The sequence below is a fragment of the Acidovorax sp. genome, assembly GCF_034519795.1.
Classification (GTDB): domain Bacteria; phylum Pseudomonadota; class Gammaproteobacteria; order Burkholderiales; family Burkholderiaceae_C; genus Acidovorax.
Map to the genome: position 1 here is coordinate 1 of NZ_JAXHOB010000025.1, position 16,670 is coordinate 16,670.

18 protein-coding genes are annotated in these 16,670 nt (G+C 69.6%); 15 read left to right on the forward strand and 3 right to left on the reverse strand.

The features are described from left to right. The first annotated feature begins 70 nt into the window (after positions 1 to 70). A complete protein-coding gene (locus U5N23_RS27040) occupies positions 71 to 1,732 on the forward strand; it encodes a SulP family inorganic anion transporter (RefSeq protein ID WP_322595803.1) in 1,662 nt (553 codons plus the stop codon). A gap of 6 nt (positions 1,733 to 1,738) precedes the next feature. On the opposite strand, the gene U5N23_RS27045 is transcribed toward U5N23_RS27040, so the two are convergent. Then, on the reverse strand, positions 1,739 to 2,251 hold the full coding sequence (locus U5N23_RS27045) for an outer membrane protein assembly factor BamE (protein WP_322595804.1): 513 nt from the start codon (positions 2,249 to 2,251) through the stop codon (positions 1,739 to 1,741). A 42-nt stretch (positions 2,252 to 2,293) separates the two neighbouring features. Between U5N23_RS27045 and U5N23_RS27050 the strand changes: the two genes are divergently transcribed. The 9 genes from U5N23_RS27050 to bioF all read left to right on the forward strand — a co-directional run bounded on the left by U5N23_RS27050 (position 2,294) and on the right by bioF (position 9,784). After that, positions 2,294 to 2,500, forward strand: a complete 207-nt coding sequence (locus tag U5N23_RS27050) for a DUF3460 family protein (protein WP_007861239.1) — start codon at positions 2,294 to 2,296, stop codon at positions 2,498 to 2,500. A gap of 75 nt (positions 2,501 to 2,575) precedes the next feature. Further along, a complete protein-coding gene (locus U5N23_RS27055; RefSeq protein ID WP_007861234.1) occupies positions 2,576 to 3,421 on the forward strand; it encodes a segregation and condensation protein A in 846 nt (281 codons plus the stop codon). 69 nt (positions 3,422 to 3,490) lie between these two features. After that, positions 3,491 to 5,080: an L-aspartate oxidase gene (nadB, locus tag U5N23_RS27060; RefSeq protein WP_322595805.1), complete on the forward strand. Its 1,590-nt coding sequence runs from the start codon at positions 3,491 to 3,493 to the stop codon at positions 5,078 to 5,080. A gap of 6 nt (positions 5,081 to 5,086) precedes the next feature. Further along, positions 5,087 to 5,725: a 7-carboxy-7-deazaguanine synthase gene (gene queE / locus U5N23_RS27065; protein ID WP_322595806.1), complete on the forward strand. Its 639-nt coding sequence runs from the start codon at positions 5,087 to 5,089 to the stop codon at positions 5,723 to 5,725. 18 nt (positions 5,726 to 5,743) lie between these two features. After that, positions 5,744 to 6,118, forward strand: a complete 375-nt coding sequence (locus U5N23_RS27070) for a 6-carboxytetrahydropterin synthase (RefSeq protein WP_322595807.1) — start codon at positions 5,744 to 5,746, stop codon at positions 6,116 to 6,118. Positions 6,119 to 6,178: 60 nt separating this feature from the next. Further along, positions 6,179 to 6,559, forward strand: coding sequence for an aspartate 1-decarboxylase (gene panD, locus U5N23_RS27075; protein ID WP_322595808.1), 381 nt, complete (start codon positions 6,179 to 6,181; stop codon positions 6,557 to 6,559). Positions 6,560 to 6,561: 2 nt separating this feature from the next. Further along, complete coding sequence (gene bioA, locus U5N23_RS27080; RefSeq protein WP_416208676.1) at positions 6,562 to 7,908, forward strand: adenosylmethionine--8-amino-7-oxononanoate transaminase; 1,347 nt, start codon at positions 6,562 to 6,564, stop codon at positions 7,906 to 7,908. Continuing rightward, positions 7,908 to 8,579 (forward strand): dethiobiotin synthase, encoded by a 672-nt coding sequence (gene bioD / locus U5N23_RS27085; RefSeq protein ID WP_322595809.1) that lies wholly within the window; start codon positions 7,908 to 7,910, stop codon positions 8,577 to 8,579. The genes bioA and bioD overlap by 1 nt, the downstream gene beginning before the upstream one ends. Then, positions 8,576 to 9,784 carry an 8-amino-7-oxononanoate synthase gene (gene bioF / locus U5N23_RS27090; protein WP_322595810.1) on the forward strand — a complete coding sequence of 403 codons (1,209 nt, stop codon included), beginning with the start codon at positions 8,576 to 8,578 and terminating at the stop codon, positions 9,782 to 9,784. The genes bioD and bioF overlap by 4 nt, the downstream gene beginning before the upstream one ends. A 39-nt stretch (positions 9,785 to 9,823) precedes the next feature. On the opposite strand, the gene U5N23_RS27095 is transcribed toward bioF, so the two are convergent. Beyond that, entirely contained in the window at positions 9,824 to 10,582 is a 759-nt protein-coding gene (locus tag U5N23_RS27095; protein ID WP_322595811.1) for a carbonic anhydrase family protein, read from the reverse strand. A 303-nt stretch (positions 10,583 to 10,885) separates the two neighbouring features. Between U5N23_RS27095 and U5N23_RS27100 the strand changes: the two genes are divergently transcribed. From U5N23_RS27100 to U5N23_RS27120, 5 genes are all read left to right on the forward strand, one after another. Next, complete coding sequence (locus tag U5N23_RS27100; protein ID WP_322595812.1) at positions 10,886 to 11,500, forward strand: response regulator transcription factor; 615 nt, start codon at positions 10,886 to 10,888, stop codon at positions 11,498 to 11,500. After that, positions 11,501 to 13,267: a hybrid sensor histidine kinase/response regulator gene (locus U5N23_RS27105; protein ID WP_322595813.1), complete on the forward strand. Its 1,767-nt coding sequence runs from the start codon at positions 11,501 to 11,503 to the stop codon at positions 13,265 to 13,267. A gap of 116 nt (positions 13,268 to 13,383) precedes the next feature. Next, positions 13,384 to 13,779 (forward strand): MAPEG family protein, encoded by a 396-nt coding sequence (locus U5N23_RS27110; RefSeq protein ID WP_322595814.1) that lies wholly within the window; start codon positions 13,384 to 13,386, stop codon positions 13,777 to 13,779. Further along, positions 13,767 to 14,699, forward strand: coding sequence for an alpha/beta fold hydrolase (locus U5N23_RS27115; protein ID WP_322595815.1), 933 nt, complete (start codon positions 13,767 to 13,769; stop codon positions 14,697 to 14,699). The genes U5N23_RS27110 and U5N23_RS27115 overlap by 13 nt, the downstream gene beginning before the upstream one ends. Before the next feature lie 90 nt (positions 14,700 to 14,789). Further along, positions 14,790 to 15,149, forward strand: a complete 360-nt coding sequence (locus tag U5N23_RS27120) for a 5-carboxymethyl-2-hydroxymuconate Delta-isomerase (protein ID WP_322595816.1) — start codon at positions 14,790 to 14,792, stop codon at positions 15,147 to 15,149. 187 nt (positions 15,150 to 15,336) lie between these two features. On the opposite strand, the gene U5N23_RS27125 is transcribed toward U5N23_RS27120, so the two are convergent. Then, positions 15,337 to 16,395, reverse strand: a complete 1,059-nt coding sequence (locus U5N23_RS27125; RefSeq protein ID WP_322595817.1) for a porin — start codon at positions 16,393 to 16,395, stop codon at positions 15,337 to 15,339. Positions 16,396 to 16,670 lie beyond the last annotated feature (275 nt).

Here is a 16,670-nt window from a genome sequence, read left to right on the forward strand (position 1 = left end):
GGCACCCGTTCGGGCCGGCGACCGGTGGTTGTACCCACCGGCCCGGGGAATACACTGGAAACCACCTCCCATGCAGCTGTCCTTCGCCTTCCACCCGCGGCTGATCGATGCCCTGCGCGGCTACAACCGCAGCCGCTGCCTGGCCGACGTGGGTGCGGGCATCACCGTGGGCATCGTGGCCCTGCCCCTGGCCATGGCCTTTGCGATTGCCAGCGGCCTGCCACCGGGGGCGGGGCTGTGGACGGCCATCATCGCCGGCTTCCTGATCTCGGCGCTGGGCGGCACCAATGCGCAGATCGGCGGACCGGCAGGGGCCTTCATCGTCATCGTCTACGGCATCGTCGAGCGCCATGGCGTGGCCAACCTGCTGATTTCCACCGCCTGCGCTGGCGTGCTGCTGGTGCTGCTGGGCCTGTTCCGCCTGGGCACGCTGGTGCGCTTCGTGCCGGTGAGCATCGTCATCGGCTTCACCAACGGCATCGCCGTGCTGATCGCGCTCTCGCAGGTCAAGGACTGGCTGGGCCTGTCCATCGCGCGCATGCCGGGCGACTTCTTCTCGCAGATGGGCACGGTGGCGCAGCACATCGGCAGCTTCAACCCCTATGCCTTCGGTCTGGGCGCCGTCTGCCTGGTGGGGCTGTTCGTCTGGCCGCGCCTGTTCATGAGCGGCTCGCCGGTGATCAAACTCATGGACGGCTACCGCGTGCGCAGCTTCGCGCGCGTGCCCGCGCCGGTAGTGGCCCTGGTCACGCTGAGTCTGCTGGCCTGGGGCCTGGAATTCCCGGTGGAGACCATCGGCTCGCGCTTTGGCGGCATTCCGCAGGGCCTGCCGGCCTTCGTGCTGCCCGACTTCTCGTGGGAGACGGTGCGCCTCTTGGTCACACCCACGCTCACCATCGCCCTGCTGGGCGCCATCGAATCGCTGCTGTGCGCCCGGGTGGCCGACCAGTTGGCCACCGACCCCCACCACCGCAAGCACGACCCCAACCAGGAACTCATGGCCCAGGGCCTGGCCAACCTGGTCGTGCCCTTCTTCGGCGGCATGCCGGCCACGGGCACCATCGCCCGCACGGTGACCAACATCCGCTCGGGTGCCACCTCGCCCATCGCCGGTATCGTGCATGCGGCCACGCTGGCGGTCATCGTGCTTGCGGCGGCCCCCCTGGCGCTGCACATTCCACTGGCCGTGCTGGCGGGCATCCTGCTGTTCGTGGCCTGGAACATGGGCGAGTGGCACGAGTTTGTGCGCCTGCGCCACTTCAGCAACCACTACCGGCTGCTGATGCTGGGCACCTTCTTCCTCACCGTGGTGTTCGACCTCACGGTGGCGGTGGAGGTGGGCCTGTTCATGGCCTGCGCGCTGTTCGTGCGGCGCATGAGCGGGCTGTTCAGGGCCGAGCTGCAGCCGCCTGCCACGGCAACGCCGGGGCGGGCCACCCAGACCTGGCGCCTGCACGGCGCACTGTTCTTCGGCGCGGCCGCCAAGGTCGACCCCATCGTGCAGGCGGTGGAGGCCGGCCCCGCCGGCATGGACGTAGTGCTGGACGCGAGCGAGCTCGTGGCGCTCGACACCACCGGCCTCGATGCGCTCGGCCAGGTGCTCAAGGCGGTGGCGCAACGCGGCGGCCACCTGCAGATCGTGCACCTGCACGAGCAGCCGCGCTCGCTGATGGAGCGCTCGGGCTTTGCCGACCGCCTGGCCGCACAGGGCGGCACGGGCGTGAACGTGTAAGCGCCGTTATTTGCCGCCCTTGAACTCCGGGGCATCCAGGTCGGGCCCGGTCTCGGTGCGCAGCACCTTCGCGCCCGGCCCCTGGACCACGGTGAACACCTGCGGCTCGTTGCGCGCGTTGGCAAAGCGCCACTGCACGTGGATCTCGTCCTTGAGCGGGTACGGCGACACCTTGGCGGCCTTGCCCAGCAGGCGGCGCACGGCGTCCATGCCCATGCCGGGCTGCACCCGGGCGAAGTTCTCGGGCGTGAGCACCTGGTGCACGGCGATCAGCTTGCCGTCGGCCCCGATGGCGATCATGTAGTTGACCTGGCCGGCCGGCTGGCGGTTGTACTCGAAGGTGCGGCTGCCGTCGGCCTCGTTCCAGGTGTTCTCGGGCACGCCGAAGCGGTCGCGCACGTCCGCCTCGGTGGACACGCCGGGCTGCAGTTCGCTGATGCGCTGGGGGTCGCAACCGGCGGCAGCGAGCAGTGCCAGGGTGGTGATCGCGGCTGCCGCGGCACGAAAAAATGGGGGCATGGGGTCATCCCGGTAAAATCAAGGAAAAGAGGTTACCAGTCCATGTCCATTTTCCGCCGCCCCGATTACCAATCCGACACCACGCAGTTCATCAACCAGCTCAAGGCGAGCCGGCCCGAGCTGGACGCCCAGCAGGTGGCAGGCCGCGCCCTGCTGTGGGACAAGCAGGTGGACCGCAAGATCTGGGGCGAGTACCGCGAAGGCCAGGTCGAGCAAAAGCCCTACGTCTACCAGACCAACGCGGACTGAGCGAGTTGCTCGCATGAAAACGGCTTCCATCGCTTTTCCAAACAGCGTTTGAAGCTCTCTATTTCATAGCAATTGATGAGCAGCAGCGCGAGCGAAGCCGATGCCGCGGTCCAGGACCAGGGCATGCCCGACGTGGTGGACCAGGTTGCCCTGGCGCGCCTGTATGGCGAGCCGCTGTTCGCCCTGCCCAATGACCTGTACATCCCGCCGGATGCACTCGAAGTCTTCCTCGAAGCCTTCGAAGGGCCGCTGGATTTGCTGCTGTACCTGATCAGAAAGCAGAACTTCAACATCCTGGACATCCCCATGGTGGGGGTGACCAAGCAGTACCTGGCGTATGTGGACGAGATCCGCAGCCGCAACCTGGAGCTGGCCGCCGAGTACCTGCTGATGGCGGCGATGCTGATCGAGATCAAGTCGCGCATGCTGCTGCCGCCCAAGAAGCAGGCCGAGGGCGAGGAGCCCGTCGACCCCCGGGCCGAGCTGGTGCGCCGCCTGCTCGAATACGAGCAGATGAAGATGGCCGGCATGCGCCTGTCGCAGCTGCCGCAGTACGGGCGCGACTTCCTCAAGGCCCAGGTCTATATCGAGCAAAGCCTGCAGCCGCGCTTTCCCGACGTGCACGTGGTGGAGCTGCAGGAGGCCTGGCGCGACATCATGAAACGCGCCAAGCTGGTGCAGCACCACAAGATCACGCGCGAGGAACTCTCGGTGCGCGAGTACATGAGCATGGTGCTCAAGACGCTGCAGGGCCGCCGCTTCGTGGAGTTCGAAGAGCTTTTCGAGCCCGAGCGCGGCAGCACCGTGCTGGTGGTGACCTTCATCGCGCTGCTGGAGCTGGCCAAGGAGACGCTGATCGAGATCACCCAGGCCGAGGCGTTTGCCCCCATCTACGTGCGCCTGGCCTACACGCCCGCCTGACGACGACCGCCGCCTGATTCCTGGCCATGGCGGGCGGCCATGGTCTCACCTCACCCATTCCTGCAAGCCATGGCATCTCACGACTTCGACGTTCTCATCGTAGGCAGCGGCCTCGCCGGGCTTTCGGCCGCGCTGCACCTGGCGCCCACGCACCGCGTGGCGGTGGTCACCAAGCGCCAGCTGCACGATGGTGCCAGTGCCTGGGCCCAGGGCGGTATTGCCGCCGTGCTGGCCGACGGGGACAGCTTTGGCGCGCATGTGGACGACACCCTGGTGGCCGGGGCCGGCCTGTGCGACCTGGCCGCCACCCGCTTCGTGGTGGAGAACGCGCCCGATGCCATTGCCTGGCTGCAGCAGTTGGGTGTGCCGTTTTCGCTGGAAGACGGCGCCCTGCACCTCACGCGCGAGGGCGGGCACAGTGCGCGGCGCATCGTGCATGCCACCGACGCCACCGGTGCCGCCGTGCAGCGCACGCTGATCGACGTGGTGCGCGCCACGCCGGGCATCACGCTGTTCGAGCAGCACACGCTGGTGGACCTGATCACGGCACGCAAGCTGGGTGCCAAGGGCTCCGACCGGTGCCTCGGCCTGTACGCGCTGGACGAAGCCACCGACGAGGTCCTCACCTTCCGCGCGCCGCAGACCATCCTGGCCACGGGCGGGGCCGGCAAGGTCTACCTGTACACCACCAACCCCGACACGGCCACGGGCGACGGCATCGCGGCCGCCTGGCGCGCGGGCTGCCGCGTGGCGAACCTGGAGTTCATCCAGTTCCACCCGACCTGCCTGTACCACCCGCACGCCAAGTCGTTTTTGATCACCGAGGCCGTGCGCGGCGAGGGTGGCCTGCTCAAGCTGCCTGCATCGGCCGGCGGCACGCGCTTCATGCCGCAGCACGACGAGCGCGCCGAACTGGCGCCGCGCGACGTGGTGGCCCGCGCCATCGACTACGAGATGAAAAAGCGCGGCCTCGATTGCGTGCACCTGGATATCTCGCACCAGAGCCCGGAATTTTTGCAGGAGCATTTCCCCAACATCCTGGCGCGCTGTGCTGAGCTGGGGATCGACATCACCAAGGAGCCCATCCCCGTGGTGCCGGCCGCGCACTACACCTGCGGCGGCGTGCTCACCGACCTGGCAGGCCGCACCGACCTGCCGGGCCTCTTCGCCATCGGCGAGACGGCGTGCACGGGCCTGCACGGCGCCAACCGGCTGGCCAGCAACTCGCTGGTGGAGTGCATGGTGTTCGCGCGCGCGGCCGCCCAGGCCATCGCCGCAGCGCCTGCGGCTACTCTGCCCGAGCTGCCCCGGTGGGACGACAGCCGCGTGACCGATGCCGACGAATGCGTGGTCATCTCGCACAACTGGGACGAGCTGCGCCGCTTCATGTGGGACTACGTGGGCATCGTGCGCACCAACAAGCGCCTGGACCGCGCGGCCCATCGCATCGCGCTGCTGCAGGGCGAGATCCACGAGTTCTACTCGCACTTCCACGTCACGCGCGACCTGCTGGAGCTGCGCAACCTGGTGCAGGTGGCCGAGCTCATCGTGCGCAGCGCGCAAATGCGCCGCGAGAGCCGGGGCCTGCATTTCAGCCGCGACTACCCCGAGCTGGCCGCCCCCGCCGCGCCCACCATCCTCGTGCCCCCAGTGGCCTGACAAGGTATGACCTACAGCGTCAAGGAAATTTTCTACACCCTGCAAGGCGAAGGCGGGCAGGCAGGCATGCCCGCCGTGTTCTGCCGCTTTGCGGGCTGCAACCTCTGGAGTGGCCGCGAGGCCGACCGCGCCAGCGCCATCTGCCGCTTCTGCGATACCGACTTCGTGGGCACCGACGGCACCCTGGGTGGCAAGTTCGCCACGGCCGATGCCCTGGCCGAGCGCATTGCGGCCCAGTGGCCGGCCCACGATGCCGATCACCGCCTGGTGGTGCTCACGGGTGGCGAGCCCCTGCTGCAGGTCGATGCGGCCCTGATCGAGGCCCTGCACGCACGGCAGTTCCGCATTGCCGTGGAGACCAATGGCACGGTGGCCGCACCGCCGGGCATCGACTGGCTGTGCGTGAGCCCCAAGGCCGGCGCGACCTGGGTGCAGCAGCAGGGCCAGGAGCTCAAGCTCGTCTGGCCCCAGGCCGGCATGGACCTGGCGGCCATCGCCGCCACCGGGCAGTTCACCCAGCGCTTCCTGCAGCCCATGGACGGGCCCGACCAGGCCGCCCACATCGCCCTGTGCATCGCCACCTGCATGGAGCAGCCCGCCTGGCGGCTGAGCCTGCAGACCCACAAGATCAGCGGCATCCGCTAGTCCCCCGCTTTGTTTGCCATGCAGTTCACGATTTCCCAGCGCTTCTTCTTCGACGCGGCCCACACCCTGCGCCGTGAGATCGAGGCCGAAGGCAGCCGCCGTATCCACGGCCACACATACCATGCCGAGGTCTGCCTGAGCGGCCCGCGCGACCCCGCCACCGGCATGGTGCTGGACCTGGGCCAGCTGCGCCGCGCTCTGGAGGTGGTGCGCGAGCAGCTTGACCACCACATGCTCGACGAAGTGCCCGGGCTGGGCATTCCCACGCTCGAAAACCTGTGCCTGTTCATCGCGCAGGCCCTGCCGGCCGAGCTGCGCCCGCGCGTGAGCCGCGTGCGCGTGTGGCGCGAGGCGCTGGGCGACAGCTGCGCGCTCGACTTCGCTGCGCACTGAGCCCCCTGCCTGCCTGGCAGGCCCCGCCACACCTCCCTGACTTCAACCCGAGGAAGCCCGATGTTCCGCACCCTGCTCAAATCCAAGATCCACCGCGTCGCCGTGACCCAGTGCGAGCTGCACTACGAAGGCTCGTGCGCCATCGACGAAGACCTGCTCGATGCCGCCAACATCGCCGAGAACGAGCAGATCCACATCTGGAACATCAACAATGGCGAGCGCTTCGTCACCTATGCCATCAAGGGCCAGCGCGGCAGCGGCATGATTTCGGTCAACGGCTCGGCCGCGCGCCGCGCATCCGAGGGCGACCTCATCATCATTGCCGCCTTTGCCCAGGTGCACGAGGAGCAGGTGGCTGGCCACGTGCCGCAATTGGTGTTCGTGGACGAGCGCAACCGCCAGACCGCGCTGCGCCATGCGGTGCCCACGCAGGCCGTGTGAGCATGGCCACGGCACCGATGACACCGGCAACCGGCGACAACCTGGTCGCCCGCAGCCTGGCCCATGTCTGGCATCCCTGCACGCAGATGAAGCGGCACGAGGCCCAGCCGCCCGTGGCCATCGCGCGCGCGCAAGGCCCCTGGCTCTGCGGCACCGATGGCCGGCGCTACCTCGATGGCATCAGCTCCTGGTGGGTCAACCTGTTCGGCCACAGCCACCCGCACATCAAGGCAGCCCTGGCCGACCAGATGGAGCGCCTCGACCATGTGATGCTGGCCGGCTTCACCCACGCCCCGGTGGTCGAGCTGTCGGAGCGCCTCTCCGCCCTCACGGGCCTGGGCCACGCGTTCTACGGCAGCGATGGCGCGGCCGCCACCGAGATCGCGCTCAAGATGAGCGCCCACTACTGGCGCAACACGGGCCGCCCGGGCAAGAGCCGCTTCGTGGGCCTGGCCGGGGGCTACCACGGCGAGACCGTGGGGGCCCTGGCCGTGACCGACATCGCGCTGTTCCGCGAAGCCTATGCCCCGCTGGTGCGTCTGGCCGCCACCGTGCCCAGCCCCGATGCGCGCCAGGCCGCGCCCGGCGAGACCCCCCAGGACGTGGCCCGGCGCAGCGCCGCCGCGCTCGAAGCCTGGCTGGCCGAGCACCATACCGACACCGCGGCGCTGATCGTGGAACCCCTTGTGCAGTGCGCGGCCGGCATGGCCATGCACGACCCCGAATACCTGCGCCTGGCGCGCGCGCTGTGCGACTGCTACGAGGTGCACCTGGTGGTGGACGAGATCGCCACGGGCTTTGGCCGCACGGGAACGATGTTCGCGCACCAGCAGGCGGGCATACGGCCCGACTTCATCTGCCTGTCCAAGGGCCTCACGGGTGGCACCCTGCCGCTGTCGGCGGTGCTGACCACGGACACGGTGTACCAGGCCTTCTATGCGGACGAGGTGGCGCGCGGCTTTTTGCATTCGCACTCGTACACCGGCAACCCGCTGGCCTGCCGCGCAGCCCTGGCCACGCTGGAGCTGTTCGATCAGTTGGATGCGCTCACGGCCAATGGGGTGCTGGCACAGCGCATCGACGCGGCTTGCACACCCCTCACCCAGCACCCGCGCGTGCGCCATGCACGGCGCCTGGGCATGGTCTGGGCCTGGGACATCGCCACCACCCTGCCCGACTTTTCGCGCCGCTACCACCAGCACGCCATGGCGCGCGGGCTGGTGCTGCGCCCCATCGGCAACACGCTGTATGCCATGCCACCCTATGTGCTCGACGGCGAGGCGGTGGACTGCCTGGCCAGCGGCGCGCTCGACGCGCTGAACGCCACCCTGCAAGAGGAAACCTGTTGATGATTGGATGCTTTGTGACCGGCACCGACACCGGCGTGGGCAAGACGCTGGTGTCCGCCGGCCTGCTGCATGCGCTGGCGCGGCACCACCGCCGCGTGGTCGGCATGAAGCCGGTGGCGGCCGGCGTCGTGCCCTGGGGCGGCGACTGGGCCAGCGAGGACGCGATTGCTTTGCGCGCGGCGTCGACCGTGGCGGTGCCGGCCGCGCTGGACAACCCGGTGCTGCTGCCCGACCCGCTCTCGCCGCACATCGCGGCGGCGCGCGCCGGCGTGCAGATCGACATCGCCGCCATCGTGCGCAGCTACCAGGCCCTGGCGGCGCTGGCCGATGCCGTGGTGGTGGAGGGCGCTGGCGGCTTTCACGTGCCGCTGTCGGACACCACGACCGGTGCCGACCTGGCGCAGGCCCTCGCCCTGCCCGTGGTGCTGGTGGTGGGGCTGCGCCTGGGCTGCCTGAACCATGCGCTGCTGACGGCCGAGGCGATCCGCGCGCGCGGCCTCACGCTGGCCGGCTGGGTGGCCAACCGCGTGGACCCCGCGATGAGCGCCGTGGACGAGAACATCGCCTACCTGCGCGCACGGCTGGCTACCCCCCTGTTGGCCGAGGTGCCGCACCAGTCCGCGCTCAAGGCACGCAGCCTGGCCTTCGCGCTGCCGGAGCACTGGCGATGAGCATGCCACTTGCCTCCTGGCTCGACGAGATTCCGGCGCGCCTGGCCGACATCGATCGCGCCCACCTGCTGCGCCGCCGCCGCGTAGTGCAGCCCGCGGGCGGCGCCCGCCTGCTGGTGGACGGGCAGCCCATGCTGGCCTTTTGCAGCAACGACTACCTGGGCCTGGCCGCTCACCCGGCACTGGCCGAGGCTGCGCGCGAGGCCACCCACCGCTTCGGCGTGGGCTCGGGTGGCTCGCCCCTGGTCAGCGGGCACAGCGCCGCCAACGCGGCGCTGGAGCAGGAGCTGGCGGCCTTCGTGCAACTGCCGCGCGCCCTGTACTTCTATGCCGGCTATGCCACCAACACCGGCATCATCCCGGCGCTGGTGGGTGAGGGCGATGCGCTGTTCTCCGACGCGCTCAACCACGCCTGCCTGATCGATGGCGCGCGCCTGTCGCGTGCCACCATTCACCGCTACCCGCATGCCAACCTTGCGGCGCTGGAAGCAGCCCTGGCCGCCAGCCCCGCGCGGCGCAGGCTGGTGGTCAGCGACGCCGTGTTCAGCATGGACGGCGACCTCATCGACATCCCGGCCCTGCTGGCACTGTGCGAGCGCTTCGATGCCCTGCTGCTGCTCGACGATGCCCATGGTTTCGGCGTGCTCGGGCCACAGGGGCGCGGCAGCCTGGCGCAGGCCGGCCTCACGGGTGCTACGGCATCGCGCCGCGTGCTCTACATGGCCACGCTGGGCAAGGCCGCCGGGGTGGCCGGCGCCTTCGTGGCAGGGGACGCCGCGCTCATCGAATGGCTGCTGCAGAAGACGCGCACCTACATCTTCGCCACCGCCGCCCCGCCGCTGCTGGCCAGCGCCTTGGGCAAGAGCCTGGAGCTGATCGCGGCGGCCGATGACCGGCGCCAGCAGCTCGGCGTGCGCATCGCGCAGCTGCGCAGCGGGCTGGCCGCCCTGCCGGCGGCGCTGGGCTGGCACCTGCTGCCATCGCACACCGCCGTGCAGGCGCTGGTGATCGGCAGCAATGAAGCCGCGCTGGCAGTGATGGAAAGCCTGCGCGCAGAGGGCCTGTGGGTGCCCGCGATCCGCCCGCCGACGGTGCCAGTGGGGACGGCGAGGTTGCGCATTGCGCTGTCTGCGGTGCACACCGCAGACGATGTCGATCAGTTGCTGCGTGCACTGCACCGGCACGCAGCACAGGCGCCTGCATGAGCCCGCGCAGCCACAGGCTGCACGGAACTGCCTGTCAGGTCAGATGCTTTCCTTGACCACGCGGCCATGCAGCGGCTGCAGGGGGCGCGCATTGGCGCTGTAGACCTTGCGGAAGGCCTTGATCTGCTGCGCGCTGAGCTTGACGTGCTCCTTGAGCACCATCCACTGCACGCCTTCCGAGCACGGCGGAGTGGTCAGCGAGCCTTCGAAGCTGTAGTAACCGTGCTTTTCCGGCAGCAGGGCGGCGGGGTGCAGCGCCAGGCCATCGACCGTGACCTGCTCGCCCACGCGCGGCAGGTGCGCGAAGATGGGTTCCCAGGCCTGGTTCTTCTTGTTGCCCGGCTGGATCAACACGGCCACCACGCCCAGGCCACCGTCCTCAGCCTTGTGCACGAAGTGGGCCACCATGGCGGCGCGCTTGCCGCCCACGGCTTCCTCGCTGGGGGTGTGGAAATGGAACTGCAGCAGCTCCAGCGTCCGGCCACCCACCACCAGCTTGCTGCCGGCCGGCACGTTGACCTGCACCGTATGGCCGTTGTTGACCAGGGTGGGGGCACCCGATGCGTACTGGAAGTCCAGCGCCGGCAGCGCCTCCTTCACTGTCTTGCGGATGTCGACAGGGCTCTGGGCCGTGCCGCGCGCGCAGGCCTCGAAGCCCTGTTCGAGCGCGCCCCAATGGGCTGCGCCATGCTTGCCCTTGTACTCCCAATGCGCGTGCGGGCCCTGGGCATTGGCCAGGGTGGCACACAGCGCCAGGCAGGCAAAGGTCACGCGTCGGATCAATTTCTGTTGTGTCATGGTTATATTGAAAACGAGGGTGGTAAATACCGCTGCTGCCCCAAGCAAAAACATGCGCGCACGCGCATCCGGCATCGTTCAGGGGTGGCGGGGCAGGCAGTCGGACGAAGTGGGTCAACAATGCGAAAAGGCGTGCGCAGCCAGCCTGGGGACCATCCCAGACTGCCGCGATTCTGTACAGCAATGCCCGGTTGGCGGCCTCTGGAGGCGAGAGCCCCTTGCCCCATGTCAACCATACGCCAGCGCTCCGGCCCACACGCCCCCGGTGCCAGCCCGGCCTCGGCTTGCCACACAATCCGCAGCATGCCCCAACTCCTGCTGGTGGACGACCACCCCCTGTTCTGCGTCGGCTTTGCCCATGCGCTGGCCCATGCCTGGCCGGGCGCGCGGGTGGACACGGCCTGCACGCTGGAGGAAGGTCTGCGGGCTGCCGCAGGCCAGCCGGGGCTGGACATCGTGCTGCTCGACCAGCGCCTGGGGGCCCACACGGGGCTGCAGGGCCTGGTGCTCTTTGCACGGCAGTTCCCCCTGGTGGCGCGGGTGCTGATCTCGGGGGACGAAGACCCGGCGCTGCAGGCGGCGGCGCGTGGTGCAGGCGCCAGCGGCTTTCTCGGCAAGTCGCAGTCCGTTCAGGCCATGGCCGCTGCCCTGGGCGCCATTGCAGCAGGTGGCATGGCATTCGACACGCAGCCTGCGGCGGTGGCAGGCGATGTGGCGGGCGGGTTGGCTGGCCCCACGGCCCGGCAGATGGAGGTGCTGCTGCTGGTGGCCCAGGGCCAGCCCAACAAGCGCATCGCCCAGGTGCTGGGCATCGCCGAGCGCACCGTCAAGCTGCACGTCACGGCGCTGCTCGGTGCGCTGCAGGCGCGCAACCGCACGCACCTGGTGGCGGCGGCGCGCGAGAGAGGGCTGCTGTAGATGGCTGCGCCAGCCAGCGCACCGCCGGACGCACAGGCCCTGGACACCCTGCACCGGGGAGCGCCCCTGTCGGCACTGGTGGGGGTGGTGGAAGCCTTCTTCCTGAGCGTGCTGTTCTGGCGCGATGTTCCGGCCACCGCAATCGCCCTATGGCTGGCGGCGTTTGCAGCCGTGCGTGGCCTGCGCATCGCCCTGGGAATGGCCTACCGGCGCAGCCCCGCCGCACCCGGCACGCGCGCCGCCTTCTGGGCGCGCTGGGTGGTGGTGAGCGCCCTGGCGCAGGCCCTGGCCTGGGGCGCAGGCAGCTGGGTACTGCTGGCGCCGGCCAACCTGGTGGCCGAGATGGCCCTGCACATCGGCCTGGCCGCCGTGGTGCTGGGCAGCGTGGCCCACCTGGCGCACCATCTGCCCGCACTGGCGGCCTATGCGGCGGGTGTGTTCGGCCCGCTGGCCGCGCGCGACCTGCTCGTGGGGGAGCCGCTGCACACCCTGCTGGCGCTGGCCTCGGTGCTGATGGCACTGTACGTCTGGCACGCCGGCCGGGCCCAGGCGCGCACCATCGCGCAGGCCGCAGAGCAGCAGCGCGAGCGACAGGCGCTGATTGCCGCGCTGCAGCGCGAGAACCAGGCCACCCGGCTGGCACGCCAGGAGGCCGAGGCGGCCCACGCCTCCAAGGCGCAGTTCCTCGCCGCCGTGGGCCATGACCTGCGCCAACCGCTCAATGCCATGCAGCTGCTGGCATACACGCTGCAGCAGCCCGCATCGCGTGAGCGGGTGGACTACCTCGCGGCAACCCTCATGGAATGCGCCGAGAGCATGGGCTCGCTGGTGGAGGGGCTGCTGGAGCTGTCGCGGCTGGACGCCCGCTCCATCACGCCCCGCCCGACGCGCTTTGCGCTGCAGGCGCTGTTCGGCGAAATGGCGGGCACCTTCGGTGTGCAGGCCCAGGCCAAGGGCCTGGCGCTCACGGTGGAGCCCACCACGGCCCATGTGGAGGGCGACCGCGCGCTGCTGGCGCGCGTGCTCTCCAACCTGGTCGCCAACGCCATCCGCTACACCCCGGCAGGCTTTGTGCGGCTGGGCGCCCGCGAGCAAGGCGCCACGGTGGAGGTCTGCGTCGAGGACTCAGGCGTGGGCATCGATGCCGCCGAGCTGCCGCGCATCTTTGACGAGCACTACCAGATCGGCAATCCGGAGCGCGACCGCAGCCAGGGGCTGGGCCTGGGGCTGGCAACCGCCCGACGCCTGTGCGACTTGCTGGGGCTGGAACTCAGCGTGCAATCGCAGCCGGGCCAGGGCAGCCGCTTCGCCCTGTGCCTGCCGCTGACCGCCCCGGGGCCCGTTGCGGCGGGCACCGCCGTCACCACCATGGGGGATGAAAAGGCGACTGCGCAGCCAGGGCCACCGGCGCAGCGGGTGATGGTGCTGGAAGACGATGCCGGCTCGCGGCTCGCGCTGACCGAGGTCCTGCAGGACTGGGGCTGCGAAGTCATTGCGGCGGCCAGCCTGCAGGAGGCGATGCAGCCACCGCATGCACGGCCCGATGCCCTGGTGGTGGACTGGCACCTGCCGCACGGCGTACAGGGCCCCGAGGCGGTCGCGGCCCTGCGCAGCGCCTTCGGCCATTCCCTGCCGGCCCTGCTGGTCACCGCCGAGGCGACGCCCGAGCTGCAGGCACGCGCCGCCGCCGCCGGCCTGCCGCTGCTGCCCAAGCCGATTGCGCCCATGAAGCTGCGCGCCTTTCTGCAAAGCACCCCGGCCGCGTGAACCCGCCAGTGTGGCCGGGGCCGCCACCGCACCTGCCCTTTGGTGCTATTGGCAGCGACAGCGCGGATTCATAAGCTCGGGCGATCCACTTCCTGACGGACCCCACAGCTTTCGACATGCCCGCATCCCTCACCATCGCATCGGCCACCCTGGCGGCACTGGCCCTGCTGCTCACCGCCCTGTCCCTGCAGGTCTCGCGCCTGCGCATGCGCCACCGCCAGACCTGGGGCGACGGCGGGCACAAGGACCTGGCCGTGGCGGTGCGCACGCACGGCAACACGCTGGAGCAGTCGCTGCTGTTCGGCCTGCTCGTGCTGGCGCTGGCACAGTCAGGCGGCACGGTGGCCACAGCACTGGCAGCCGTCTGCTGCACCTTTGTCCTGGCCCGCATCGTCTACTGCACAGCCGCTTTCGGCCGCCGCCTGCCCTGGCGCCAGGCGGCGCATGCGCTCACGCTGCTGTGCCAGCTGGCGGCCACCCTGCTCCTGGTGCGTGCAGCATGGACCAGCTGACCCCCGCCCTGCAGCGCTGGCACGACCATGGCCAGTTCGCCACCGTGCGCGGCCAGCGCCTCTTCGTTGCCGAGGCCGGCCAGGGCAGCACCTTGCTGCTGGTGCATGGCTACCCCACGAGCTCCTACGACTGGCACGGCGTGTGGAACGCCCTGGCAGCACACTACCGCGTGATCGCGCCCGACCTGCTGGGCATGGGCTTTTCGGACAAGCCGGAGGCGCACGCCTACCGCATACAAGACCATGCCGATCTGCTCGATGCCCTGCTCGCGCAGCGGGGCGTGCACCGCTGCCATATCGTCGCCCACGACCTGGGCGTGAGCATTGCGCAGGAGATGCTGGCGCGCCGGGTGGAGCGGCCAGAGGCGGGGTGCCGCATCGAATCGCTGCTGTTGCTCAATGGCGGCGTGTGCCCCGAAGCCTATGCGCCGCGCCCCATACAGCACCTGCTGTCTTCCCCCCTGGGGCGGTGGATCGGCCCGCACATTCCGCGGCGCGCGTTCGAGCGCACGGTGGCGGGCCTGTTCGGCGCGCGCACGCAGCCCACGGCCGGGCTGCTCGATGATTTCTGGGCCCTGCTCAACCACGGCAACGGGCGACGCATCTCGCACCAGGTGGGGCGCTTCTACATCGAGCGCATGGCCCTGCGCGATCGCCTGGTGGCGCCGCTGGTGGCCGGGGCGGTGCCGGTGCGCCTCGTCAACGGCAGCGCCGACCCCAACTCGGGCGCCCACATGGCACAGCGCTACCGCGAGGTGGTGCCGCAGGCGGACGTGGTGGCGCTCGACGGCATCGGCCACTGGCCGCAGATCGAGGCCCCGATGGCCATGCTGCGGGCGCTGCACGGCTTCGTGCAGTCCATCGACGCCCCGGCGCAGGCCGCGCAGGCCAATGCCGGCACCAACCCGATAAGCCGATAAACTGGTGGGCCCTGCGCCGCGCACACCCGCGGCGTCTTCGCCCACCGCACCGGCCCTCTGCCGGGTGCACCGATCTTTCGTGGAACCGCCATGCCCCATCTCATCGTCGAGTACTCCGGCAACCTGCCGCACTACCCCGAGGCCGAAGCGCTGACCGCGCTCAATGCCGCGCTGTGCGCCCACCCCCAGGTGCTGGACGAGCTGGACCTCAAGACCCGCTTCGTGGTGGCCGACAGTTTCGAAATCGGCACCGCCCCGGCCCAACGCGCCTTCGTGCACGCGCAGCTGCGCGTGCTCTCGGGCCGCACGCCCGAGGCCAAGAAGGAGCTGTCGGACCTGATCGCCGGCGTGCTGCGCGAACTCACCCCCAAGCCGCAGGGCGTGCAGGTGCAGTTGAGCGTGGAGATCGTGGACATGGACCGCGGCTCGTACGCCAAGGAAAAGCTGTAAGAATCTGCCAGGCAGGCAGTCCCCAATGACAAAGCCGCCCCGGGCACTGCCCTGGGCGGCTTTGTCATTGCTGTAACGCAGGAAAGTCCGTGCTGCGCCCCCCTCGCATCCCCACCAGGTGGAAGGCGCACAGCACGGCCTCAAGGCCAGGGCACCCGCTGCAACAGATGCCCCGGCCCGTCCGCCATCAGAACGTGTGGCGCACGCCGAACTCGTAGCCGGTCACGTCGTTGCCGGCACCGATCGTCGGGCTGCCCAGCGACGACGACGACACGGCCAGGCCGCGCGTGGCAGCGCCATCGTTGCTGATGCGTGCGACGGTGGCGTACAGCTGGGTGCGCTTGGACAGGTTGTGGCCATAGCCGAGGGCGAACTTCTGCGAGTCGGCATTGTTCACGTCCTTGCGCTTGAAGTTGGTGTACGACACGCGCAGCTCACCCACGCCCAGGGGCACGGTGGCGCCCAGGCCGAGCATGTCCACGCGGCGGCCGTTGCCACGCTCGGTGGCGAACAAGGCCATGGGCTTGACCACGCCGAAGCTGTAGGACACGCCCACGTTGCTGGACTTGTAGTCCACAGCGTTGGCGGTGGCGGCACCGCCGCGCGTCTCGCCGAAGGCCACGGCCACGTTCAGGGGGCCGTTGGCGTAGCCGGCGCGCACGGCCAGCGAGTTGCCCATGCGGTCATTGACCTGGCTGGACAGTTGCTCGCCCAGCGCGTACTGCAGCTGGCCGTAGAAGCCGCCCAGTTCGGGCAACAGGTAGTTCAGGCCGTTGCTGGTGCGCTTGGGAGCGCTGCCTTCGGGCGTGCCGGCGGCCGAAGTGGCGCTGCCGACCAGGTTGGCACCGTTGATGCCGCCCACGCCGGAATCGCCGAAGGGATCGAAGGTTTCGATGTTCAGGTAGGCGGGCGACTTGTCGCGGCCCAGGCGCACTTCACCGAAGCCGCCGGCAATGCTCACCGTGGAGCGGCGGTCGAAGCGAAAGCCCGCTGCGGTGCCGTTGTCGGTGTTCAGGCCGCCTTCGAGCCAGAACCCGGCCTTGAGGCCGCCGCCCAGGTCTTCCACGCCGCGAAAGCCCAGGCGGCTGCTGGACTGGCCGCCGCTGGACAGGCCGGTGACGCTGTTGGTGTTGCTGGACATGCGCACCACCGAGGCGTCGACCACGCCAAAGAGGGTGACGCTGGACTGGGCATGGGCGCCAGCGGCAAAGGTCAGGGCCGCGAGGGCAAGGAGCTTGAGTTTCATGGAGTTCATCACTTCTTCGAAATGGGCAGATCACCGGGAGCAAGGGCGTGTCGCAAGGCGCGACCTGTCTCCGGTCGGCATCCCGTGGTGGGGCGCTGGGACCATTAGAAAAAGGCTGTGTGACAGTACTGGGGTAAACCCTTGCACGCCCATCGGAGAAATAAGCATGCATAGCGATACCCGCGCAGCCTGGTGTATACGCACAGGCAGGCGCGCGCAGCCCAGGCCTGGTGCTCAGGCCCGCAATTGGGCGGGCAGCCAGCCGCGCAGGCTGT

Excerpts from the sequence above, each read along its gene's own strand:
- U5N23_RS27050 (WP_007861239.1), top strand. The coding sequence starts at position 2,294 with ATGTCCATTTTCCGCCGCCCCGATTACCAATCCGACACCACGCAGTTC.
- U5N23_RS27120 (WP_322595816.1), top strand. The coding sequence starts at position 14,790 with ATGCCCCATCTCATCGTCGAGTACTCCGGCAACCTGCCGCACTACCCC.
- U5N23_RS27110 (WP_322595814.1), top strand. The coding sequence starts at position 13,384 with ATGCCCGCATCCCTCACCATCGCATCGGCCACCCTGGCGGCACTGGCC.
- U5N23_RS27100 (WP_322595812.1), top strand. The coding sequence starts at position 10,886 with ATGCCCCAACTCCTGCTGGTGGACGACCACCCCCTGTTCTGCGTCGGC.
- U5N23_RS27115 (WP_322595815.1), top strand. The coding sequence starts at position 13,767 with ATGGACCAGCTGACCCCCGCCCTGCAGCGCTGGCACGACCATGGCCAG.
- U5N23_RS27040 (WP_322595803.1), top strand. The coding sequence starts at position 71 with ATGCAGCTGTCCTTCGCCTTCCACCCGCGGCTGATCGATGCCCTGCGC.
- panD (WP_322595808.1), top strand. The coding sequence starts at position 6,179 with ATGTTCCGCACCCTGCTCAAATCCAAGATCCACCGCGTCGCCGTGACC.
- U5N23_RS27070 (WP_322595807.1), top strand. The coding sequence starts at position 5,744 with ATGCAGTTCACGATTTCCCAGCGCTTCTTCTTCGACGCGGCCCACACC.
- bioD (WP_322595809.1), top strand. The coding sequence starts at position 7,908 with ATGATTGGATGCTTTGTGACCGGCACCGACACCGGCGTGGGCAAGACG.
- queE (WP_322595806.1), top strand. The coding sequence starts at position 5,087 with ATGACCTACAGCGTCAAGGAAATTTTCTACACCCTGCAAGGCGAAGGC.
- bioA (WP_416208676.1), top strand. The coding sequence starts at position 6,562 with ATGGCCACGGCACCGATGACACCGGCAACCGGCGACAACCTGGTCGCC.
- U5N23_RS27105 (WP_322595813.1), top strand. The coding sequence starts at position 11,501 with ATGGCTGCGCCAGCCAGCGCACCGCCGGACGCACAGGCCCTGGACACC.
- U5N23_RS27095 (WP_322595811.1), bottom strand. The coding sequence starts at position 10,582 with ATGACACAACAGAAATTGATCCGACGCGTGACCTTTGCCTGCCTGGCG.
- U5N23_RS27045 (WP_322595804.1), bottom strand. The coding sequence starts at position 2,251 with ATGCCCCCATTTTTTCGTGCCGCGGCAGCCGCGATCACCACCCTGGCA.
- bioF (WP_322595810.1), top strand. The coding sequence starts at position 8,576 with ATGAGCATGCCACTTGCCTCCTGGCTCGACGAGATTCCGGCGCGCCTG.
- U5N23_RS27055 (WP_007861234.1), top strand. The coding sequence starts at position 2,576 with ATGAGCAGCAGCGCGAGCGAAGCCGATGCCGCGGTCCAGGACCAGGGC.
- nadB (WP_322595805.1), top strand. The coding sequence starts at position 3,491 with ATGGCATCTCACGACTTCGACGTTCTCATCGTAGGCAGCGGCCTCGCC.
- U5N23_RS27125 (WP_322595817.1), bottom strand. The coding sequence starts at position 16,395 with ATGAAACTCAAGCTCCTTGCCCTCGCGGCCCTGACCTTTGCCGCTGGC.